This window comes from Pseudarthrobacter sulfonivorans (assembly GCF_001484605.1).
Taxonomy (GTDB): Bacteria; Actinomycetota; Actinomycetes; order Actinomycetales; family Micrococcaceae; genus Arthrobacter; species Arthrobacter sulfonivorans_A.
The window spans coordinates 2,919,746-2,938,256 of sequence record NZ_CP013747.1 but is presented as its reverse complement, the minus strand read 5'-3'; the positions used below and the strand labels follow the sequence as shown (position 1 = coordinate 2,938,256).

General features: G+C 63.5%; 16 protein-coding genes and 2 pseudogenes. 8 read left to right on the top strand and 10 right to left on the bottom strand.

Annotation, left to right across the window (positions count from 1 at the left end; translation table 11 throughout):
* The first annotated feature begins 59 nt into the window (after nucleotides 1-59).
* Genes AU252_RS13215 through AU252_RS13200 form a run of 4 tightly spaced genes read left to right on the top strand, consistent with a single transcriptional unit; the run spans nucleotide 60 to nucleotide 4,338 of the window.
* Nucleotides 60-1,442 carry a glutamine synthetase family protein gene (locus AU252_RS13215; RefSeq protein WP_058931123.1) on the top strand — a complete coding sequence of 461 codons (1,383 nt, stop codon included), beginning with the start codon at nucleotides 60-62 and terminating at the stop codon, nucleotides 1,440-1,442.
* The gene (locus tag AU252_RS13210; protein ID WP_240484176.1) at nucleotides 1,423-2,184 is read left to right on the top strand and encodes a gamma-glutamyl-gamma-aminobutyrate hydrolase family protein; all 762 of its coding nucleotides are present in this window, start codon (nucleotides 1,423-1,425) and stop codon (nucleotides 2,182-2,184) included. Before AU252_RS13215 ends, AU252_RS13210 begins: the two co-directional genes overlap by 20 nt.
* Entirely contained in the window at nucleotides 2,165-3,532 is a 1,368-nt protein-coding gene (locus AU252_RS13205) for an aldehyde dehydrogenase family protein (protein WP_058931122.1), read from the top strand. Before AU252_RS13210 ends, AU252_RS13205 begins: the two co-directional genes overlap by 20 nt.
* 26 nt (nucleotides 3,533-3,558) lie before the next feature.
* Nucleotides 3,559-4,338 (top strand): 3-oxoacyl-ACP reductase, encoded by a 780-nt coding sequence (locus AU252_RS13200; RefSeq protein WP_058931121.1) that lies wholly within the window; start codon nucleotides 3,559-3,561, stop codon nucleotides 4,336-4,338.
* A 127-nt stretch (nucleotides 4,339-4,465) separates the two neighbouring features.
* Here AU252_RS13200 and AU252_RS25015 read toward each other — a convergent pair.
* Nucleotides 4,466-4,546, bottom strand: a pseudogene (locus AU252_RS25015) (short-chain dehydrogenase); the annotation flags it as partial.
* Between the two features lie 545 nt (nucleotides 4,547-5,091).
* Here AU252_RS25015 and AU252_RS23220 point away from each other — a divergent pair.
* Nucleotides 5,092-6,312: a DUF7594 domain-containing protein gene (locus AU252_RS23220; protein ID WP_083510586.1), complete on the top strand. Its 1,221-nt coding sequence runs from the start codon at nucleotides 5,092-5,094 to the stop codon at nucleotides 6,310-6,312.
* Nucleotides 6,313-6,348: 36 nt separating this feature from the next.
* On the opposite strand, the pseudogene AU252_RS23215 reads toward AU252_RS23220, so the two are convergent.
* The 7 genes and pseudogenes from AU252_RS23215 to AU252_RS13165 form a co-directional block, all read right to left on the bottom strand.
* A pseudogene (locus AU252_RS23215) lies at nucleotides 6,349-6,523 on the bottom strand (M18 family aminopeptidase); the annotation flags it as partial.
* Nucleotides 6,524-6,753: 230 nt separating this feature from the next.
* On the bottom strand, nucleotides 6,754-7,017 hold the full coding sequence (locus AU252_RS23620) for a hypothetical protein (protein ID WP_157768981.1): 264 nt from the start codon (nucleotides 7,015-7,017) through the stop codon (nucleotides 6,754-6,756).
* Nucleotides 7,014-7,817: a putative hydro-lyase gene (locus tag AU252_RS13185; RefSeq protein WP_205630572.1), complete on the bottom strand. Its 804-nt coding sequence runs from the start codon at nucleotides 7,815-7,817 to the stop codon at nucleotides 7,014-7,016. Before AU252_RS13185 ends, AU252_RS23620 begins: the two co-directional genes overlap by 4 nt.
* A complete protein-coding gene (locus AU252_RS13180; protein ID WP_058931119.1) occupies nucleotides 7,814-9,178 on the bottom strand; it encodes an MFS transporter in 1,365 nt (454 codons plus the stop codon). Before AU252_RS13180 ends, AU252_RS13185 begins: the two co-directional genes overlap by 4 nt.
* Before the next feature lie 364 nt (nucleotides 9,179-9,542).
* On the bottom strand, nucleotides 9,543-10,586 hold the full coding sequence (locus tag AU252_RS13175; RefSeq protein ID WP_058931118.1) for a hypothetical protein: 1,044 nt from the start codon (nucleotides 10,584-10,586) through the stop codon (nucleotides 9,543-9,545).
* Nucleotides 10,587-10,620: 34 nt separating this feature from the next.
* Nucleotides 10,621-11,478: a phosphatidylinositol-specific phospholipase C/glycerophosphodiester phosphodiesterase family protein gene (locus tag AU252_RS13170; protein WP_058931117.1), complete on the bottom strand. Its 858-nt coding sequence runs from the start codon at nucleotides 11,476-11,478 to the stop codon at nucleotides 10,621-10,623.
* 171 nt (nucleotides 11,479-11,649) lie between these two features.
* Nucleotides 11,650-12,825, bottom strand: coding sequence for a sensor histidine kinase (locus AU252_RS13165; RefSeq protein ID WP_058931116.1), 1,176 nt, complete (start codon nucleotides 12,823-12,825; stop codon nucleotides 11,650-11,652).
* Between the two features lie 163 nt (nucleotides 12,826-12,988).
* Between AU252_RS13165 and AU252_RS13160 the strand changes: the two genes are divergently transcribed.
* The 3 genes from AU252_RS13160 to AU252_RS13150 all read left to right on the top strand — a co-directional run bounded on the left by AU252_RS13160 (nucleotide 12,989) and on the right by AU252_RS13150 (nucleotide 15,925).
* Nucleotides 12,989-13,348 (top strand): hypothetical protein, encoded by a 360-nt coding sequence (locus tag AU252_RS13160; RefSeq protein ID WP_240484175.1) that lies wholly within the window; start codon nucleotides 12,989-12,991, stop codon nucleotides 13,346-13,348.
* A gap of 70 nt (nucleotides 13,349-13,418) precedes the next feature.
* Nucleotides 13,419-14,783: a glutamine synthetase family protein gene (locus AU252_RS13155; protein ID WP_058931115.1), complete on the top strand. Its 1,365-nt coding sequence runs from the start codon at nucleotides 13,419-13,421 to the stop codon at nucleotides 14,781-14,783.
* Nucleotides 14,783-15,925: an amidohydrolase family protein gene (locus tag AU252_RS13150; protein WP_058931114.1), complete on the top strand. Its 1,143-nt coding sequence runs from the start codon at nucleotides 14,783-14,785 to the stop codon at nucleotides 15,923-15,925. Before AU252_RS13155 ends, AU252_RS13150 begins: the two co-directional genes overlap by 1 nt.
* A 90-nt stretch (nucleotides 15,926-16,015) precedes the next feature.
* Here the strand turns inward: AU252_RS13150 and AU252_RS13145 are convergent, their stop codons facing one another.
* Together AU252_RS13145 and AU252_RS13140 are read right to left on the bottom strand one after the other, a co-directional pair.
* Nucleotides 16,016-17,554, bottom strand: coding sequence for an alpha-N-arabinofuranosidase (locus tag AU252_RS13145; protein WP_058931113.1), 1,539 nt, complete (start codon nucleotides 17,552-17,554; stop codon nucleotides 16,016-16,018).
* 60 nt (nucleotides 17,555-17,614) lie between these two features.
* Entirely contained in the window at nucleotides 17,615-18,511 is an 897-nt protein-coding gene (locus AU252_RS13140) for a carbohydrate ABC transporter permease (protein ID WP_058931112.1), read from the bottom strand.

Genomic DNA, 18,511 nt, shown 5'->3' with positions numbered 1-18,511 from the left:
GCGTCCCGTCACGGTCCATAAATTTCTCTCATAAATACGATCAAAGTTACGGAAATCAAATGACGAATCAAACAACCGGCACGTCCGCGCAAGGCCAACTCGGCGTCGATGAGCTGAGGGACCTGGTCGCTTCCGGTGACATCGACACCGTTGTCGTTGCCATCACCGATTCCATGGGACGCCTGCAAGGTAAACGCTGCGGGGCAAGGTCTTTCCTCGAAGACGTGCTGGGGCACGGGGCCGAAGGCTGCAACTACCTACTCAGCGTGGATGTGGAGATGAACACCATTGACGGGTACTCCATGTCCTCGTGGGCGAACGGCTATGGAGACATGGTGATGCGGCCCGACGTCTCCACCTTGCGCCGGGTGCCGTGGCTGGAAGGCACTGCCATGATCCAGTGCGATATCTTCTGGCTGGACGGCCGCCCCGTCTCCCAGTCCCCACGCCAGATCCTGCGCGCGCAGATCGAACGCCTGGAGGCCTTGGGATACCGCGCCCATATTGGCACCGAGCTCGAATTCATCATGTTTGACGACACCTACGAAGAAGCCTGGGACAAGAAGTACGAGGGACTCACGCCCTCGACCCGCTACAACGTGGACTACTCCCTCCTGGCCACGGCAAGACTGGAACCGGTCATCCGAAGCATTCGAACGGGCATGGAAAAGGCAGGCCTGGTCGTTGAATCTTCCAAGGGCGAGTGCAACCTGGGCCAGCAGGAAATCACGTTCCGATACGCAGAAGCGCTTACTGCGTGCGACAACCACGTTTTCTACAAGAACGGGGCCAAGGAAATCGCCGCGCAGCAGGGCAAGAGCATTACTTTCATGGCGAAGTACAACGAACGTGAAGGCAGTTCCTGCCATATCCACTTCAGCTTGACCGACCTGGACGGCAATCCGGTCCTGGCCGGGGATGGCGAGCATGGCTTCAGCCCTGTCATGGAGCACTTCATCGCAGGCCAACTCGCCGGACTGAAGGAGCTGGCCTACTTCGTCGCCCCGAACATCAATTCCTACAAACGCTTCGTAGAAGGCAGCTTCGCACCCACAGCCATCGCCTGGGGGCTGGACAACCGCAGTTGTGCACTGCGCATCGTCGGCCGCGGTCCCGGCCTTCGGGTGGAAAACCGCGTTGGAGGCGGGGACGTCAACCCTTATCTCGCAGCCGCCGCGCTTATCGCCGCCGCCATCCACGGTATCGAGAATGAGCTCCCCCTCGAACCGATCATGACCGGTAACGCCTACCAGTCCGACGCAGATCGCATACCCACCAACCTGCGGGACTCCCGCGCCCTGCTGACCAACAGCGAGATTGCACGCAAATCCTTCGGCGATGAAGTTGTGGACCACTACGTCTTCGCAGCAGATGTCGAGCTGAAGGCTTTTGACAGCGCCGTAACGGACTGGGAGCGCAAGCGTGTCTTTGAACGGCTCTGATAGCTACCGCCCACGGATCGGGCTGACAACCTACTTTCAGAAGGCTTCCTGGGGCGTTTGGACAGCGGATGCGGCAGTACTGCCGGGAACCTACGTCCAGGCGGTCGTCGCTGCCGGCGGCACTCCTGTCCTGTTGCCGCCTGTCGGCACTGACCCATCGATCGTGGAGGTGCTGGACGGACTGATCATCTCCGGAGGCAGCGATGTGGACCCGGAACAGTACGGGGCGCAGCCCCACCGGCTCACCCGCGCCCAACCGGCCAGGGACGTGCACGATATCGCCCTGACCAAGGCAGCTTTGGACGCCGAAGTCCCCCTTTTCGCCATCTGCCGGGGAGCCCAGATCCTCAATGTCGCCATGGGCGGGTCGCTGATTCAGCACATCCCCGATGTGAACCCGGAGGCGGACTACCAACCGGCGCCCGGTGTATTCGGCAACGTGGAGTTCACGACGGCGCCGGGCAGCATCAGCCGGCATCTGCTGGGACCATCGGCCAGCGCACCTTGTTACCACCATCAGGCCATGGACCGGATCGCTGACGGCCTTTCCGTCACGGCGGCGGCGGCCGACGGCACGGTGGAAGCCCTCGAAACGGCAACGGGCGGATGGGCACTAGGGGTCCAATTCCACCCGGAACAGAATCCCAACGATCTTCGGCTTTTCAATGGGTTCATTGAGGCTGCAACCAACTACCGCAAAAATCGAACGGAGAGCCCAGGCAATGTCCACCAGCACGTTTGACGTCCTGAATCCGGCAACGGAAGAGGTAATCGAGACCATAGCCCTTGCAACACTCGAGGACACTGACAGGGCAATCGAAAAAGCCGTCCAGGCATTCGAGACCTGGCGCCATGTTGCCCCTGCAGACCGGGCTCTCCTGCTGCGCAGGTTTGCTGCGGCAGTAGACGTCGACCTGGAAAATCTTGCCCAGCTGGAGGTACGCAACGCCGGGCACACCATCGGTAACGCCCGATGGGAAGCAGGGAATGTCCGCGATGTCCTGACGTACTACTCAGCAGCCCCCGAGCGGCACCTTGGCCAGCAGATTCCAGTTGCCGGAGGGGTCAACATCACCTTCAACGAACCCCTCGGGGTCGTTGGGGTAATCGTCCCGTGGAACTTCCCCATGCCCATTGCCGCTTGGGGCTTCGCCCCCGCCCTTGCCGCTGGCAACACTGTCGTTCTGAAACCGGCGGAGCTGACTCCCATGACTGCCATCCGGCTTGGACAGCTGGCAAGGGAGGCAGGCCTGCCCGAAGGAGTCCTGCAGATCATACCGGGCAAGGGCTCAGTCGTCGGGGAACGATTCGTGACCCATCCTGCTGTGCGGAAGGTTGTCTTCACCGGTTCAACCGGCGTCGGTAAGCGGATCATGGCCGGCTGCGCTGAGCAGGTCAAGCCCGTGACCCTGGAGCTGGGCGGCAAGAGCGCCAACATCATCTTCGCGGATTCGGACCTCCAAGCCGCTGCTGCAGCAGCACCCGGAGGCGCTTTTGACAACGCCGGGCAGGACTGCTGCTCCCGCTCCAGAATCCTGGTCCAGGACAGCGTCTATGAAAAATTCCTCGAGCTCCTGGAACCCGTAGTGAAAGCCCTGCGGGTCGGCGACCCCAGCGACGAGGCTTCGTTCATGGGGCCGCTGATTTCCGCAGCCCAACACCGCACAGTCTCCGGCTTCGTCCCGGACGGCTCATCTGTGGCTTTCCGGGGATCCGCGCCGGACGGCAAGGGATTTTGGTTCCCCCCCACCGTTCTTACGCCCGCCCGCGAGGACAGGGTAATGCATGAGGAGATCTTCGGCCCCGTCGTGGCAGTCGTTCCCTTCAACGACGAAGCCGACGCACTCCGCCTGGCGAATGACTCGATCTACGGTCTGTCCGGATCCATCTGGACACGGGACATCGGTCAGGCGCTGAGAATGGCCCGGGGACTCGAGTCGGGAAACCTCTCAGTCAACTCCCACTCCTCGGTGCGCTACTCCACACCCTTTGGCGGATTCAAGCAGTCAGGACTCGGACGGGAACTCGGCCCCGACGCCCTGAACGCGTTCACCGAAACAAAAAACGTCTTCATCTCCACAAACCCATAACGTCCTCACCACAAAAGGAAGAAAAAATGATTGAAGTAATTTCCAACCGCCTCAAGGGACGCAGCGCTGTCATCACCGGCGGCGCCAGCGGGATCGGGCTCGCCACAGCTCGCCGCTTCGCCGCAGAAGGGGCTCATGTAGTCATCGCAGATCTGGACCCAACCGCTGGGCAGCGGGCTGCCGACGAGGTCGGCGGCCTCTATGTGAAGGTGGACGTCACCAGCGAAGAGGAAGTGAAGAACCTCTACGCCGTGACCCACGAAACCTATGGAAGCGTTGACATCACCTTTAACAACGCGGGAATCTCGCCGGCGGACGATGCCTCAATCATCGATACAGGAATCGATGCGTGGCGCAGGGTCCAGGAAGTGAACCTGACCTCCGTTTTCTACTGCTGCAAATACGCCCTCCCTTACATGCAGGCGCAGGGGAAGGGCTCAATCATCAATACTGCGTCGTTCGTTGCGGTCATGGGTGCTGCCACTTCTCAGATCTCCTACAGCGCATCCAAGGGCGGAGTGCTGGCCATGAGCCGGGAACTCGGCGTCGAATTCGCCCGGCAGGGAATCCGGGTCAACGCACTCTGCCCGGGACCCGTCAACACGCCCCTGCTGAAGGAACTCTTCGCCAAGGATCCCGAGAAGGCAGCCCGCCGCCTCGTTCACGTTCCCCTGGGCAGGTTCGCTGAACCGGAAGAACTGGCAGCAGCAGTCGCCTTCCTCGCCAGCGACGATTCATCCTTCATCACCGCCTCGACCTTCCTGGTTGACGGCGGCATTTCAGGCGCTTACGTAACACCCGAGTGACGGCCAGGTCTTCCGCGTGGACCATATCCCCAAGGCACGTGCGCGGCAGATCGGGGGCGTCGCAGATTACTTAGCGGACGACGGCGGCACTTCCCGCCGTCGTCCGCTCGCGTTGGGTGCCACTCCCCTACAGCGCCGACCAGCCGCCGTCGGACGCCAGGATGGCGCCGTTGACGTTGGTGCCGTCGTCGCTGAGCAGGAAGGTGTTAGTGCGGGAGTTTTGGGTGGTGGATGGCATCGAGGATGGCTTGCTGTTCGGTGGCGATGTCGGGGCGAATCTCTGGTGGTGCCGTTCACTACTTATGTATAGGGGTTTTCGCACATTCCTTGGACATAGGTATAGGGGATTTATTGCGCATTCTTTCGCTTCTGGTCTACGCTTTGGCATATCTGGCATTTACATTTAGCCGTCGTTGTTTCTGGGTCGACGCTTGCTTAACCCAATCGGATACTTTAAATCCCCAGTAGAAACAGCGATGAATATGAAAGCTACGTCCGCTGACTTAGTAAAGCCCTCGTCCTCGCCACAAGCGTCCCTACAAGTCTGCTCGGTAATTCCAGCGGTGCTTGGGCCGCCGGCAATTACGGCTATCAGAGCATCAGTCATTCAGGCGTTGCCAATCCGCCGAGGTCGGACAAGTCGCAGAGCAAGCTGTGGTGGAACGACGGGTCCTAGTGGGCCGACATGTGGAAGTCCGGCAGCGGGTGGCACAGGGTCCAAGAATATTTTTAGGCTTGATAAGGGGCGGGCTGATGTTCTGGCGTAAATGCGTAGCTGTTGCATCATCCATTCTGGTTGGGTTCGCAATCATTACTCCGACAACTGCAAGCGCCGCAACGACGATCTCGCCGACCGTAGACACCTACGTACAGGCGGACAAGGCGACTACCAACTTTGGGGCTAGCGTCCGTTTGTCTACAGAGGGCCGTGCGAACATCTGGCGGAACACACTCCTACGGTTCAATGTTCCAGTTCCCGCTGGCGAACATGTTGTTTCGGCTAAACTGCGGGCATATTCGGAGGCATCCACAACTTCCACTGAGTTCGTGGATGTTTTCACTACGTCTGGCGGCTGGACCGAGAGGGGAGTTACCTGGAATAATGCACCAGCACGCGGGACGTGGCTGGGGAAGGCTGGCGGGTTCGCTACCGGCTCTTGGGTTGAATGGGATGTTACTAAGGGCGTTAGCGCAAAGGGTGGCGAGCAGAACTTCAAGCTGGAAAGCAACGCGCAGAAGTGGATCGGATTCAAGTCGAAGGAATCTTCTTCCGCCCTGCGTCCAAGGCTGGTCGTGACGACCGCGCCTGACACGGTAACACCTACCGAGGCGGCCGTAGTCCATGGTTGGGGCACGCGTGTAACTGGCGACGAGTTCAATTACACAGGTGCGCCGGATGCCACGAAGTGGATTGTTTACAACAGCGCCGGGCACGCGGGCAACGGTGTCCGGAGTCCGGAGCAGGTTACCGTGGACGGTTCCAAAATGGTCATGACTGGAACTCCGGACGGCACGACCGCTGGAATGGGCGCGAAGTTCGCAAACCAGAAGTACGGGCGGTGGGAAGTCCGTGCGGCCGGGTCCGGTGATAATGAGTACCATATGGTGTCCATCATGTGGCCGGATAGTGAGAATTGGCCCTGTGACGGCGAAGTTGACTACGCGGAGACGACTGGTGACTGGAACCTCATCACGTTCTTCCACCACTATGGATGTTCGAACTCGCAGACGTCGGCGTCCAGGGCTCTGGACGTTACTCAGTTCCACAACTACGCGGTTGACTGGTCTCCGAATGGGATCGTCGGCTACGTCGATGGCGTGAAGTGGTTTGAGGACAACAACTCCGCGCACCAGCCTCCCGGTTCGATGCACCAGACGCTACAACTGGACTGGTTCCCAGACAGCACCGCTAACGGCGCTGGCGAGATGCGAGTGGATTGGGTTCGCGTGTATGCGGCGGCTGGAACGGCCTAGACCTACACCCTGACCCGACTGCCGGGCGAGACCCGGTTACGCAGACCCAGTGGCCGCGGTCCGGAAGAACAACTCCGTGACCGTGGCCAGCCGGTGCGGATCTTCCCGCGCCACAGAGTTCCCGGGAGGAGTGCATGGACAGCAGCGGCACGCCTACGTCCACGGTCCGAATTCCAAGCCTCGTTGAGGTGAGCGGTCCGATGGTGGGTCCTTCCAGACGTTGCTGAGGGTGATGCGCTCCACGGGGCGCCCGGTGACGATTGATCCCGATGCCGTGGCCGCCATCGCGCTGCGCGTGTTCGCCGAGCGCGGCTACGAGTCCGGGTCCCGCGCCCTATCTGGTGGCGGCCGCCGGGGTGCTGCGACTGCCGTAGCACCCCGATTAAACGCAGGCGGACGACGGCGGGAGGTCCCGCCGTCGTCCGCTTGCGTGTGCGGCATTTACTGTCTGTGGTGTTCAGCAGTGGCCACGCGGGCCTCGCGCGAATCCGTCTTGTTTGCCGGGAGGCCTGCGTAGGTCCAGACGCAGGGCCGGCCGGAATCGCTCGGAATGAGCTGGCCCTCGTAGAGCTGAATGCTCGCTCCCGTGGGGCTCCGCCAGACGCCGGTCAGCTCGCAGTGTGTGCCGGTGGCCTGCTGGCGTGGCACCGACAGGTTGATGACGCGGCGGGCCCGCTTCTCGGCCACGGGAAGTCTCCGCTTCACGATGGCTCTCCCGCCGGTTCCCGGTAGGTGCTTTCGGGAATATCAGTGATGAACATGTGCCCGGGAGCGTGGCTGATGGCGAAGGAGGGCCTGGATGCCATCACTGCGCTCTGCGGTGTCACGCCGCAGGCCCAGAAAACCGGCACCTCCCCTGGCCGGATCTCCACCGCATCCCCGAAGTCGGGGCGGTTGATGTCGGCGATGCCGAGGTCCTCCGGTGACCCGATGTGGACCGGGCTGCCGTGGACCTTCGGCACTTCCGACGTGACCCTGATGGCGGTTTCAACCAGCTCGGGCAGCATCGGGCGCATGGAGACCACCATGGGGCCGTGGATCCGTCCGGCAGGGGTGCACTCGACGTTCGTGCGGTACATGGGGACGTTGCGGCCGGTTTCGGTGTGCCGCAGCGGGATCCCTTCGCTGGCCAGCGCGGCCTCGAAGGTGAAGCTGCAGCCGATGAGGACACCCACCATGTCGTCACGCCACACAGCGGCGACGTCGGGGACTTCGGCGGTGAGCACGCCGTCCTGCCAGACGCGGTAGGCGGGGATATCGGTGCGGATATCGGAGCCGGGCGCCAGGGCGCTTTCATACTGTCCGGCCGGAATGATGTCGATGACGGGGCAGGCTTTGGGGTTCAGCCTGCAGAATTCGATGAATTCATCGGCGTAGTCGGCCGTCACCGCGATCAGGTTCGCCTGGGTGTAGCCATCGCTCCAGCCGGAGGTGGGGGTGACCAGGCCGTTGCGGAACTTCAGGCGTGCGTCGGCGGGGGCCAGGAGGGCGTGTGGCTGGCTCACTTGGATTCCACAAGTTCAGCCGCTGCCTGCCCGGTCTGCAGGTATTCCTTATCCTCGGCAACGTTGGAGTCGCGGCCCAGGGCGAGGCCCACCAGGGTCAGCAGGCAGGCGACGCTGAGGTAGACGGCCACCGGGACCCAGCTGTCATACGTGCTCAGCAGGAGGGTGAACATAAACGGGGCGATGGCGCCGCCGATGATGCCGGCGAACGTGTAGGCCAGTGAGCTGCCGGTGGAGCGGAGCCGCGGCGAGAACTGCTCGACGACGAACGCTGCCTGGGGTCCGTACATAAACGAGTGGCAGAGCAGGCCCAGCACGATGCCCACGACCAGCATGACCGGGGACCGTCCCTCAAGAACGATGAAGAACAGGTAGGCCCAGACGGCCGCGCCAACTGCGGCGACTCCGTAGACCAGGCGGCGGTTGATGCGGTCGGAGATGGCTCCGGCGAGCGGCATGGTGAAGATCTGGAGTGCTGATCCGATCAGGACGGCGACGAGAACCTGGCCGCGGTCGAAGCCGAGCTCCTGGATGCCGTAAGTGAGCGTGAAGACGGTGCACATGGCGTACAGAACGTCCGGGCCGATGCGGCTGAGCATGGCGGCGATGAGGGGCCGGCGCTGGGTGGCAAGCACCTCGCGGATGGGGGCCTTGGGCTTGTCGCCCCGGGCCTCCATGGCCTTGAAGATGGGGGTGTCCTCGAGCTTGAGCCGGATCCAGAGGCCGAAGGCCACCAGCAGCGCCGAGATCAGGAACGCGATGCGCCAGCCGAAGCTCAGGAAGTCTTCTTCGGACAGGGTCAGGGTGAGGACGGCGAGTGCACCGTTGGCCATGAGGTTGCCGGCGGGCGGGCCGATCTGTGCGGCAGAGGCCCAGAATCCGCGCTTGTTCGGGTCGCCGAATTCACTGGAGAGCAGGACCGCGCCGCCCCATTCGCCGCCGACGCCAACGCCCTGGGCGAAGCGGAGGAACACGAGGATGGCGGGGGCGATGACGCCGATGTTGTCATACGTGGGCAGCAGGCCGATGAGGAACGTGGCCACGCCGATCAGCATCAGTGTAATGACCAGGATCTTCTTGCGGCCGATCTCGTCCCCGAGCCGTCCGAAGATGATGCCGCCAACAGGACGGGAAATGTAACCGACGGCGTAGGTGGAGAAGGCCAGCAGGGTGCCCGTGACCGGGTCCGAGGCCGGGAAGAAGATAAGCGGGAAAACGATCGCAGCCGCGGCGGAGTAGACGGCGAAGTCGTAGAACTCCAGCGCGGTTCCGGTCAGGCTGGCCGCGAATGCCTTGTACATGTCCTTGCGCCCCACCGGGGGCTTTGCGTCAACGGGGGCCATTGCTTGGGGAGTGGCCATGTTAATCCTCCATGAAGAGAGTTGATGTCATCCGAGTGCGGGATGGATGGTGCTGGTGCCCGCTTCTGTCCTCGCCTGCGGCGTTGCAGGGTGGGACATTTGGCGGCTGGGCGGCTTGCCGTCAGGATGGCTGCGGAAGTCGGAATTGCGGCGATCGTTGGATTGTTGAACAATCCTCTTGTTGAACAAGCTACGCGACGCAGATCACACCGTCAAGGGGTTCATGGGATTCAGACGCCGCCGGCAGTTCCGGAGTTGAGGGCGCGGGGCATCGCAGGAGGAGCCGGGCGTTGGGCTACTTCGAGGGCAGAGTAAAGCGGACGACGGCGGGAGGCTCCCGCCGTCGTCCGCTTCCGTTTGGTGCCTACTGGCTGAAGGGGACCTTCTCCCAGCTCAGGACATCATCGCCGTCGCTGCTGTTGCCGACAACCGTGAACCTGACGTAGTTGGTGGCGTTGGCCGATCCGTCCACGGTGATGCGCTGCAGGTCATCCGCGGCGGGCTGGCCGTAGACCTCCAGCCATGGTGAGCCTTCCGCCAGCGGCTGGTTCTCGGCAAAGACGTGGCTGTCGCCGTTGATGAGATAGACAGGGCGGTCAAAGCGGCTGGTCTCTTCAATGATGGCCGCAACGATCTCCCGGAACCCGGAGACCGTTTCCGGGTTGGCAGTGGCCGCGGCGAGCAGCGACGGATCAAACATGTCGGCCTGCGTCATCAGCACCACGGCGCGGTCGTTGCGGCGCTCGGCGTCAGTGAACGTGTCACGTATCTGGTCCAGGACGGCATCCGTCCGGTGCTCAACTTCGGCCAGCTGCTCGGGCGTGGGTGTGGTTTCGCCCAGGCCGCTCCATGGAAGCAGCGAGTTGTTGCTGCCCTGGACGTTCACCACGGAGAAGGCCACGCGGTTCTGGGTGAAGCGGACATTTTCCGGAAGCCCAAGGTTCTCCTGGGTCTTGACCGGCATGGTTGCGCCCAGGGTCTTGCCGGGCTCGTCGAAGAAGACCTCCCGCAGCCTGTCCAGCCGTTCCAGCGGGTTGTAGGCGCCGTTATTGGTGCGGTGGCAGTCCACCCACTCGTTGTCGCCCGGGGTGAAGACCAGCGGGTGCTCGAAGGTGTCGAACTGCGAGCGGATGCTGGCGAAGTACTCGTCGGAGCACACCGAGGAGCCGTTCTTGATGTCGCCCACATGGGTGACGAACTTCAGTGCGCTGTCGCCGTTGATGTCCTGGATGCGGGACGGGAATTTGGCGATTTCGGCGTCGCCGTAGGGGATGTCGCCGATGACGCCAAAGGTGAAAGCCTGGCTGTCAGAGGTGTTATTGGCTGCGATGGCGGGCTGGGACGCAAGGAGGCCGAGCGCCAGGACGGCCGCCGCCGCCGTCGTCGTTTTCACGGTCTTTGAAGGCATGGTGGTGTTCCTGTGTCTGCTGGGTGGGGCGGCTTTAGAGCGTGCGGGCGGCGAGGAACTGTTCCAGCGCCTCAAGGTCGTCGGTGTTGATGTGGTCCACGCCGGCGTCGAAGAGTTCGTTCCAGACAGCTTCGCGTGCGGCGCCGGGCTGGTCAGGGGTGGCCCAGAAGCGGACCCGGTAGCCCTTGGCGTGGGCGTCAGTCACGTATGCCTGGAGCTTGGTGCGTTCGGCCTCGGGCATGGGGCCCACGCCCTGCCAGGTGAAGAGCTTGGTCCAGTTGTCGCTGATCAGCGGCATCAGCCCGGCAGGCATGCCGGAGGTGAGGTTGGCGGAGCGTCCGTCATAGAAGCCGAACCGCTTTTCCTGCGCCTGCATGGTGGCCAAGGGGCGGTTTCCGCTGATGACGGCGGTGACGGGCCCGGTTTTGGTGGTGCCGTTGGTGTAGCGGCTCATGATGTCCCGGTGCTCGGCCAGTTCCTGCTCGATGGCGGCGTAGGTGGCCTCGCCTTCACTCTTGATGTCGATCAGGAGCTGCAGGCTGCCGTCCCAATGGGGGTAAACGCTGTGGCCCTGGTTCCGCACCAGCTCGTCCAGCGGGTCAAGGTAGAGGCTCTCGAGAGTTACCCCGGGCTGGGCGTCCTTGAGGTCGTGGGCCACCAGAAGTTCGCCGTCCACCAGCCACACGTCGGCTTCGACGCTGGTGAAGCCGTGCTCCAGAGCGTCGAACAGGGGACGGTCGTGCTCATAGTCGTTGTGGGCATGGGCTGCGGCCAGCGGCTGTCCGAGGACGACGGACGCGGGCTTAGGTGCCTCTGTTGGGGCCGGGGCGGCGGCTGTCCCGGCCAGGGAGGCTAGGACGGCGAGGGCGGCAATGGTGCTTTTCACGAACACGGAGTACTCCTACGCGTACAGGGGATTCTCCGCCCGGCCGGTTGGGGGGCCGGGCAAAAGAGGGCGTGAAAAGACTGCCGGTCGCGGAAAAACGGCGAAGGACCTCCCGGTTGCCGGACGGTGAACTGGGAGGGACCAATGCCCGTGCCGTGCCAGCACGGCCAGCCTGCGTTACGGCGCCCCCAAGTAAACGCTGACGGTGGTCCCGCCGATGGGGCTGGGCGAGATCTCCAGCCGTCCCCCGTGGGCGGTTGCGATCCTGGCACACGTGGCCAGGCCCAGCCCCGTGCCGGCAGGATCGCCTTCCCGGCGCAGGCGGACCAGCGGTTCAACCACCCGGCGCCGGTCCCCCGCGCCGATTCCCTTGCCGTTGTCCTCCACCCGCACCACGACGCCGGCTCCGGCTTCCTGCCCGCTGACGCTGATGACCGGGGGAACGTCCGGACGGCGGTAGGCCACCGCGTTCTGGATCAGGTTCTGCAGCGCTACCCGCATCTGGCTTTCGTCAGCGTCGAAATCAAAGTCCTCACACTGCACCACCGCTCCGGCTTCCCGCAGGCCCAGGCTGAGGTCATCGGCGACTTCCTTCACCAGGGCAGCCAGCGACAGCCGGGACCTGGACAGCGAACCGCCGATGGACGCGAACGCAAGCAGCTCCTCCACCATGGACAGCATCCTCCGCGCACTGCTGCCCACGATTTCCAGGTACTCTGTGGCCTCCCCTGTCTGGCCCGATTCCGCGTCCGTGGCACCCAGCTCGACGTAACCCAGGATGGAGGCCAGCGGATTGCGGAGGTCATGGCTGACCCGGCCGGTGAATTCAGCAAGCCGTTCATTGCTGCCCTTGGCTTCATCCAGGGCGTCGGCCAGGGCACCGTGGAGTGCCGTGACCCGCCGGGCAGCCAGCAGGCGGGTGTGCAGGACGAAGGGGTCCAACGGCTTGGTCACGTAGTCGTCCGCCCCGGCCCGCATGCCTTCCAGCACGTCCTCTTGGGCGCCGTGCGAGGTCAGCAGTACAACGTACGTATAGGAGCTTGTCTCCGCGGCCCGGATCGCCCGGCACAGGTCAAACCCGTCGAGCCCGGGCATCATCAGGTCGCTGACCACCACCTGGGGACGCCGCTCCAGGTAAAGCTGCCACGCCGTGTCGCCGTCCGCGGCCACAATGCATTTATGCCCGGATTTCTCGACGGCGGCTTTCGCCACGAGCAGGGACCCTTCGTCGTCGTCGACAACCAGCACCGTCATGGCGGCCCCGGAGTTGCCCAGTAGTCCGGAAATCTTCGCGGCGTCCACGTCGGGGCGGCCCAGCCCGCCCGGCGCACTCCACTTCGAATCAACAGTCATGAGGCCCCCAGGCCATTTATCGTCACGAAGCCAGCCCACAATCGGTCCGCTGGACCTAATCGTCCCACGGACCACGCTGGCGGGGATCGAACCAGCCGCCGTCGGACGCGAGGATGGCGCTCCAATTCCAGGGCGCCCGCACGGATCAGCAGGCATAAGCTAATTGAAAGAACGTCTCTTCCAGCGCCGGGAGGTCATCGTGGACACTGAAACCGCCGATGTTATCGGTCATGATGTCACCACCATCACCTGCGTGTGCGGCAACACCGTCAGCAAGGACGGGTTGATTCAGGCGAACTCAGAAGGCGTCCCGGTCTTCATCGGAGAGAGCAGCCCGGCCCCTGCGGAACTGGCGGAATGGCCGGCGGATGGGGAGCTCTACACGCTGTGTCCGTCATGCGGCCGCGTGTACCGTGACTCGGTCATCGAGGAGACGGGGACCGCGCCCGTTGCTTTCCGCGTCGACGTCGCCACTGACCCAATGGCCGAGGCTATCCGGGTCCACTGGAACCTCAGCACCTAGGCCAGAATCTGGCGGAGCGGCAGACCTTCCGAACCTTTCATTGGACGGGGAGGGGCCGCATGATAGGCGCATGACTGAAATCGCATCAGCCGACGAATCCGCTGTTGCCAAGGCTCAGCGCGAGCTCGAAGCGGCCGGCGTCCGCACCGTGATCGGCACGGTGGTGAACGCTTCGGGCATCACGCTTGCCAAGAGCGTTCCGTTAGCCCGGCTCAAAGCCTTCCACCAATCCGGGATGGGCGCTGCCCCCGTCTGGCATGTCTTCACCATCGACGGCGGGATAGCGTTTACGGACAGCATCACCCCCGTTGGCGATATGCGCCTCAAGATCGATATCGGGGGACTCCGTGTCCTGCAGGGCGGCCGGGCATGGGCACCGGGCAGCCTTTTCGAACAAGACGGGGCCGCGTCTCCGGCCTGTGCCCGCGGCCTTCTGGCCGATGTCGACGGCAGCCTCGACGAGGCCGGATACCAGGCACTCGTGGGCCACGAACTTGAATTCTTCCTCGTCGCCCCGGACGGTTCAGCCCTGGAAACCGCACCCTGGGTTCCCTACGGGGCAACCGGCCTCCTGGACCGATCGGAATTCCTCGATGATCTGCTATCTGTGCTGAACCATACCGGCATTCCGATGGAGCAGATCCACGCCGAGTACGGCAGGAACCAGTTCGAGTTTTCGCTTCCCCCTGCTTCGCCGGTTCAAGCAGCGGACACCGTGGTCGTTGCCAAGATCATCGTTGGCATCGTCGCCCGGGCCCACAGCATGCAGGCCTCGTTCTCCCCGCTGCCCTTTCCCGGCACCGTCGGAAGCGGCGCCCACCAGCACTTTTCGCTCCACAAGAACGGCCTGCCGCTGTTCTCCGGCGGCAGCGGACCGCACGGCATCCGCCCCGAGGGAGGCGCGGCCATTGGCGGAATCATCGCAGGACTCCCCGATATCCAGGGTTTCCTCACGGGATCGATCTTATCCGGAAGCCGGTTGGCACCCGGCACGTGGTCGGGTGCCTACTTATGCTGGGGCCTGGAAAACCGGGAGGCCTCTGTGCGCTTTCTGAACGAGGGCAACAGCAATCCGCACGGAGCCAACGTCGAGGTGAAAATCGTCGACCCGTCGGCAAACGTGTATCTGGCCTCCGCATCCATCCTTGCGCTCGCCCTTGACGGCATGCGTACCGGGCGCAGCCTGCCGGCAGAAGTCCCGGGTGACCCCGGACGGCTTTCGGAAGACGAGCGGGACCGGGCCAACGTCCGGCTGCTCTCAGGCTCCCCCACCGCCATCATCGACACGCTGGACAAGTCACGCCTTGCCCGCGGGCTTCTCGGAGACGCCATCGTCGATGCCACGGTGGCCGTCCGGCGCTACGAACAGCGAATCTCGGCGGACCTCTCGCCGGGCGAGCTTGCTGAACGCTTTCGACTCTCCTGGTCGATCTAATGGCGGGCGGTTCTTTCCCGGACTTCGTCGAACAAGTCAGCCTGATTGATCACCACGTGCATGGCGCGTTTCACGCTGACGGTGATGAGGCACGCTTTCAGAACTCGCTCAACGAGGGAAACACCGAACCACTGGCCAAGCCCGAGGACACCTACAACACCCAAATCGGGCTCGCCATCCGGCGCTGGTGCAGCGGCATTCTTGATTTGCCACGGCACGCCTCGCCGGCGGACTACTGGAGCCGGCGCTCCGAACTTTCAGAACTCGAGGTGTGCCGCCGCATGACCCGCGCTGCTGGCGTGAGCGACTGGCTGATCGATACAGGCTTGGATGCCGCTGACTACCTCGGCAAGGCCGGCATGGCCGGCGTCTCCGGTGGGCGGACCCACGAGATCGTTCGGCTGGAACTGGTCGCCGAGTCGCTGATCCAGGAGATCGCCAATCCGGCAGATTACGTCGACGAGTTCGGTCAGCGGCTTCACGAGCTCACCCGCAGCGCCGTGGGCGTCAAAACAGTTCTCGCCTACCGCGCCGGATTCGACCAGGATCTCAGCCGGCCGGCACCGGCTGCGGTTGTTGAAGCAGCCCGCCGATGGCAGGAGAACCCGGGCGCCGGCACCAACGCGAAGCTCACCGATGTGACGCTCATTGCCCACGGGATCCACACGGCGGTGTCGATGAAGCTTCCGTTGCAATTCCATGTTGGATTCGGTGACCGCGACCTGGACCTCCACAAAACCAATCCCCTGTACCTCCTGGATTTTCTGCGGTCCCCCAAAGTCCGGGACACACCAATCATGCTGCTCCACTGCTATCCATTCGAGCGCGAAGCCGGCTATTTGGCCCACGCCTTTGAAAACGTCTACATCGATGTGGGCCTTGCCGTGAACTTCACTGGGTCACGGAGCCGGGATCTGGTGGCCCGCTCATTCGAACTGGCTCCCTTCACGAAAATCCTTTACTCCTCCGACGCGTTGGGCCCGGCCGAACTTCACTACCTCGGCGCCAGACTGTGGCGCAACGCAATCACCAAGGTAGTGGGCGGATGGATCGACGACGACGACTGTTCCGAGGCGGACGCCCGCAAGATCGTGCAACTCGTCGCACACGACAACGCCCGCCGCGTGTACGCGCTCCCCTGAGCGCCGGTGGCGTCCCCAGCCCCAGAAACTGCAGAGCGGACGACGGCGGGACCTCCCGCCGTCGTCCGCTCAGCACTGGTGCGGCAGGAGTCAGTTCTTGACGACGTCCAGCTCGATAACGGCCCAGGACAGCGCCGGCAGCGTTAGCCGGAGCTCGGAGCCGCTCGCCTTGGCACCTTCCAGCGGCTTGAGCCCCACCTGGTCCGGACGGCTTTGGGTGTTGGCCGTGAAACGGTCCCCGCCTTCCGGAATTTCCAGGACCTCGGCACGGACCACCCGGCTGGCGTCGAACCCGCGCAGGGCGACCTCGACGTCGGCAGCCTCCTCCAGGCCGCGGTTCGCGAAGAACAGTGCCACACGGCCCGTTTCCTCGTTCCACGTTGCGCTGACGTCCACCAGGTCGGTGCCGCCGAAGCGGGCATTCTCGTACTTGTCCGAGTCCACGGACAGCCGCAGGATCTGGCCCTTGGCCAGCTCCGCCATGCGGGCGAACGGGTGGAAGATGGTCTGCTTCCAGGCAGGTCCGTTCTCCTCTGACAGGATCGGTGCAATGACGTTGACCAGCTGCGCCTGGTTGGCGATCTTGACGCGGTCGCCGTGGCGGAGCAGCGAGTTCAGCAGGGTTCCCACCACCACGGCGTCCGTCACGTTGTACTTGTCCTCGATGACGCGGGGGTGCTCGCGCCAGCCCGCCTTGGCGACGTTGTGCGGCTGGTCCTCGGTGTCCAGGCCGCGCTGGTACCAAACGTTCCACTCGTCGAAGGACAGGTTGATGTGCTTTTTGTGTTTGCCCTTGGCACGCACGGCGTCGGCGGTGGCGATCACGGACTCGATGAAGTAGTCAGTGTCCACTGCGCTGGCGAGGAAGCTGCCGACGTCGCCCTCGTTCTCCTGGTAGTAGGCGTGGAGGGAGACGTAGTCCACCTCGTCATAGGTGTGCGTCAGGACCGTCTGCTCCCAGTCGCCGAACGTCGGCATGTTGGAGCTGGAGCTTCCGCAGGCCACGAGTTCGATGTCCGGGTCCACGAAGCGCATGGCCTTGGCGGCTTCCTGCGCCAGGCGGCCGTATTCCTCAGCGGTCTTGTGGCCGATCTGCCACGGCCCGTCCATCTCGTTGCCCAGGCACCAGAGCTTGATGTCGAACGGATCCTTGTGGCCGTTCTTGGCGCGGAGGTCTGACCAGTAAGTGCCGCCGGGGTGGTTGGCGTATTCCACGATCTCGCGGGCCGCGTCCACTCCCCTGGTGCCCAGGTTGATGGCTTCCATGATTTCTGTGCCGGCCTGGCGTGACCAGTCCACGAATTCGTGCAGCCCGAACGCGTTGGTTTCCACGGTGTGCCAGGCGCCGTCCAGCCGGCGGGGACGGTTCTCCCGCGGGCCGATGCCGTCTTCCCAGTTGTAGCCGGAGACGAAGTTGCCGCCGGGGTACCGGATGACGGTGGCACCGAGTTCCTTGACGAGCTTGAGCACGTCCTGGCGGAAGCCGTTCTCGTCAGCCTCCGGGTGGCCCGGCTCGTAGATGCCGGTGTAGACGCAGCGGCCCATGTGCTCCACGAAGGAGCCGAACAGGCGGCGGGGGACTTCGCCGATGGTGAAGTCGCGGTCGAGGGTGATCCGTGCGCGGGACATGTGCGGTATCTCCTTGGTTGTGGTTCAGGTCTTTTGGGGAGTGGTAAGTAAGGTGCCGGATCAGGTTCCGGCGAGTCCCGTCGTCGCGACGCCCTTGATGATCTGGCGCTGGAAGAACAGGAAGACGAGGATCAGGGGCAGTGCCGCGAGGAGCGCGGAGGCCATGTTCTGCGCGTACTGGATGCCGTACGCGCTCTTGATGGTCTGCAGCCCCACCGGAAGGGTGAGGAGCGCGCCGTCGTTCGTGGCAATGAACGGCCACAGGAAGTTGTTCCAGGCACCGATGAACACAAAGATCGCGACGGCGGCCAGGATGGGCCGGGACAACGGCAGGATGATCTGGGTGAAGATCCGCAGGCGGCTGGCACCGTCCATCACCGCGGCTTCCTCGAGTTCGCGGGGAATCTGGTCGAAGAACTTCTTGAGCACGAACACCATGGCCGGGTGGATGACCTGCGGCAGGATGATGGCCCACGAGGTATCGATCAGGTGCAGCGCCAGCATTTGGTAGAAGAGCGGGATGATGAGGACCGGCGGCGGGATGATGATCGAGGCAATGATCACCGTCATCAGCACCTTTTTGCCTTTGAAGTCGATCCGGGACAGGGCGTAGGCCACCAGCGCCGAGATCACCAGCGTGATCGCCGTGATGGCCGCCGAGGTGTAGAACGAGTTCCAGGTCCAGAGCGGGATGTTGCCGTCCTGGAATACCTTGACGAACGCTTCAGCGGTAAAGCCCGACGGCGGCATCCAGCTGACCTTCGGAGCGGCGGCATCCGTCTCGGTCTTGAAAGCGGTGGCCGTGGCCCAGGCAAACGGAATCAGCCACAGCACGGCGATGAACGCCGCAACAACGAGCGCGGCGATCTTGCCCGCAGTCATCTTCTTGCGGAGGCGGCGGAGCCCTTCGCTGGTGCTTGTGCGTGGTGCGGGGCGGGTGAGGGTAGGGGTTGCCAT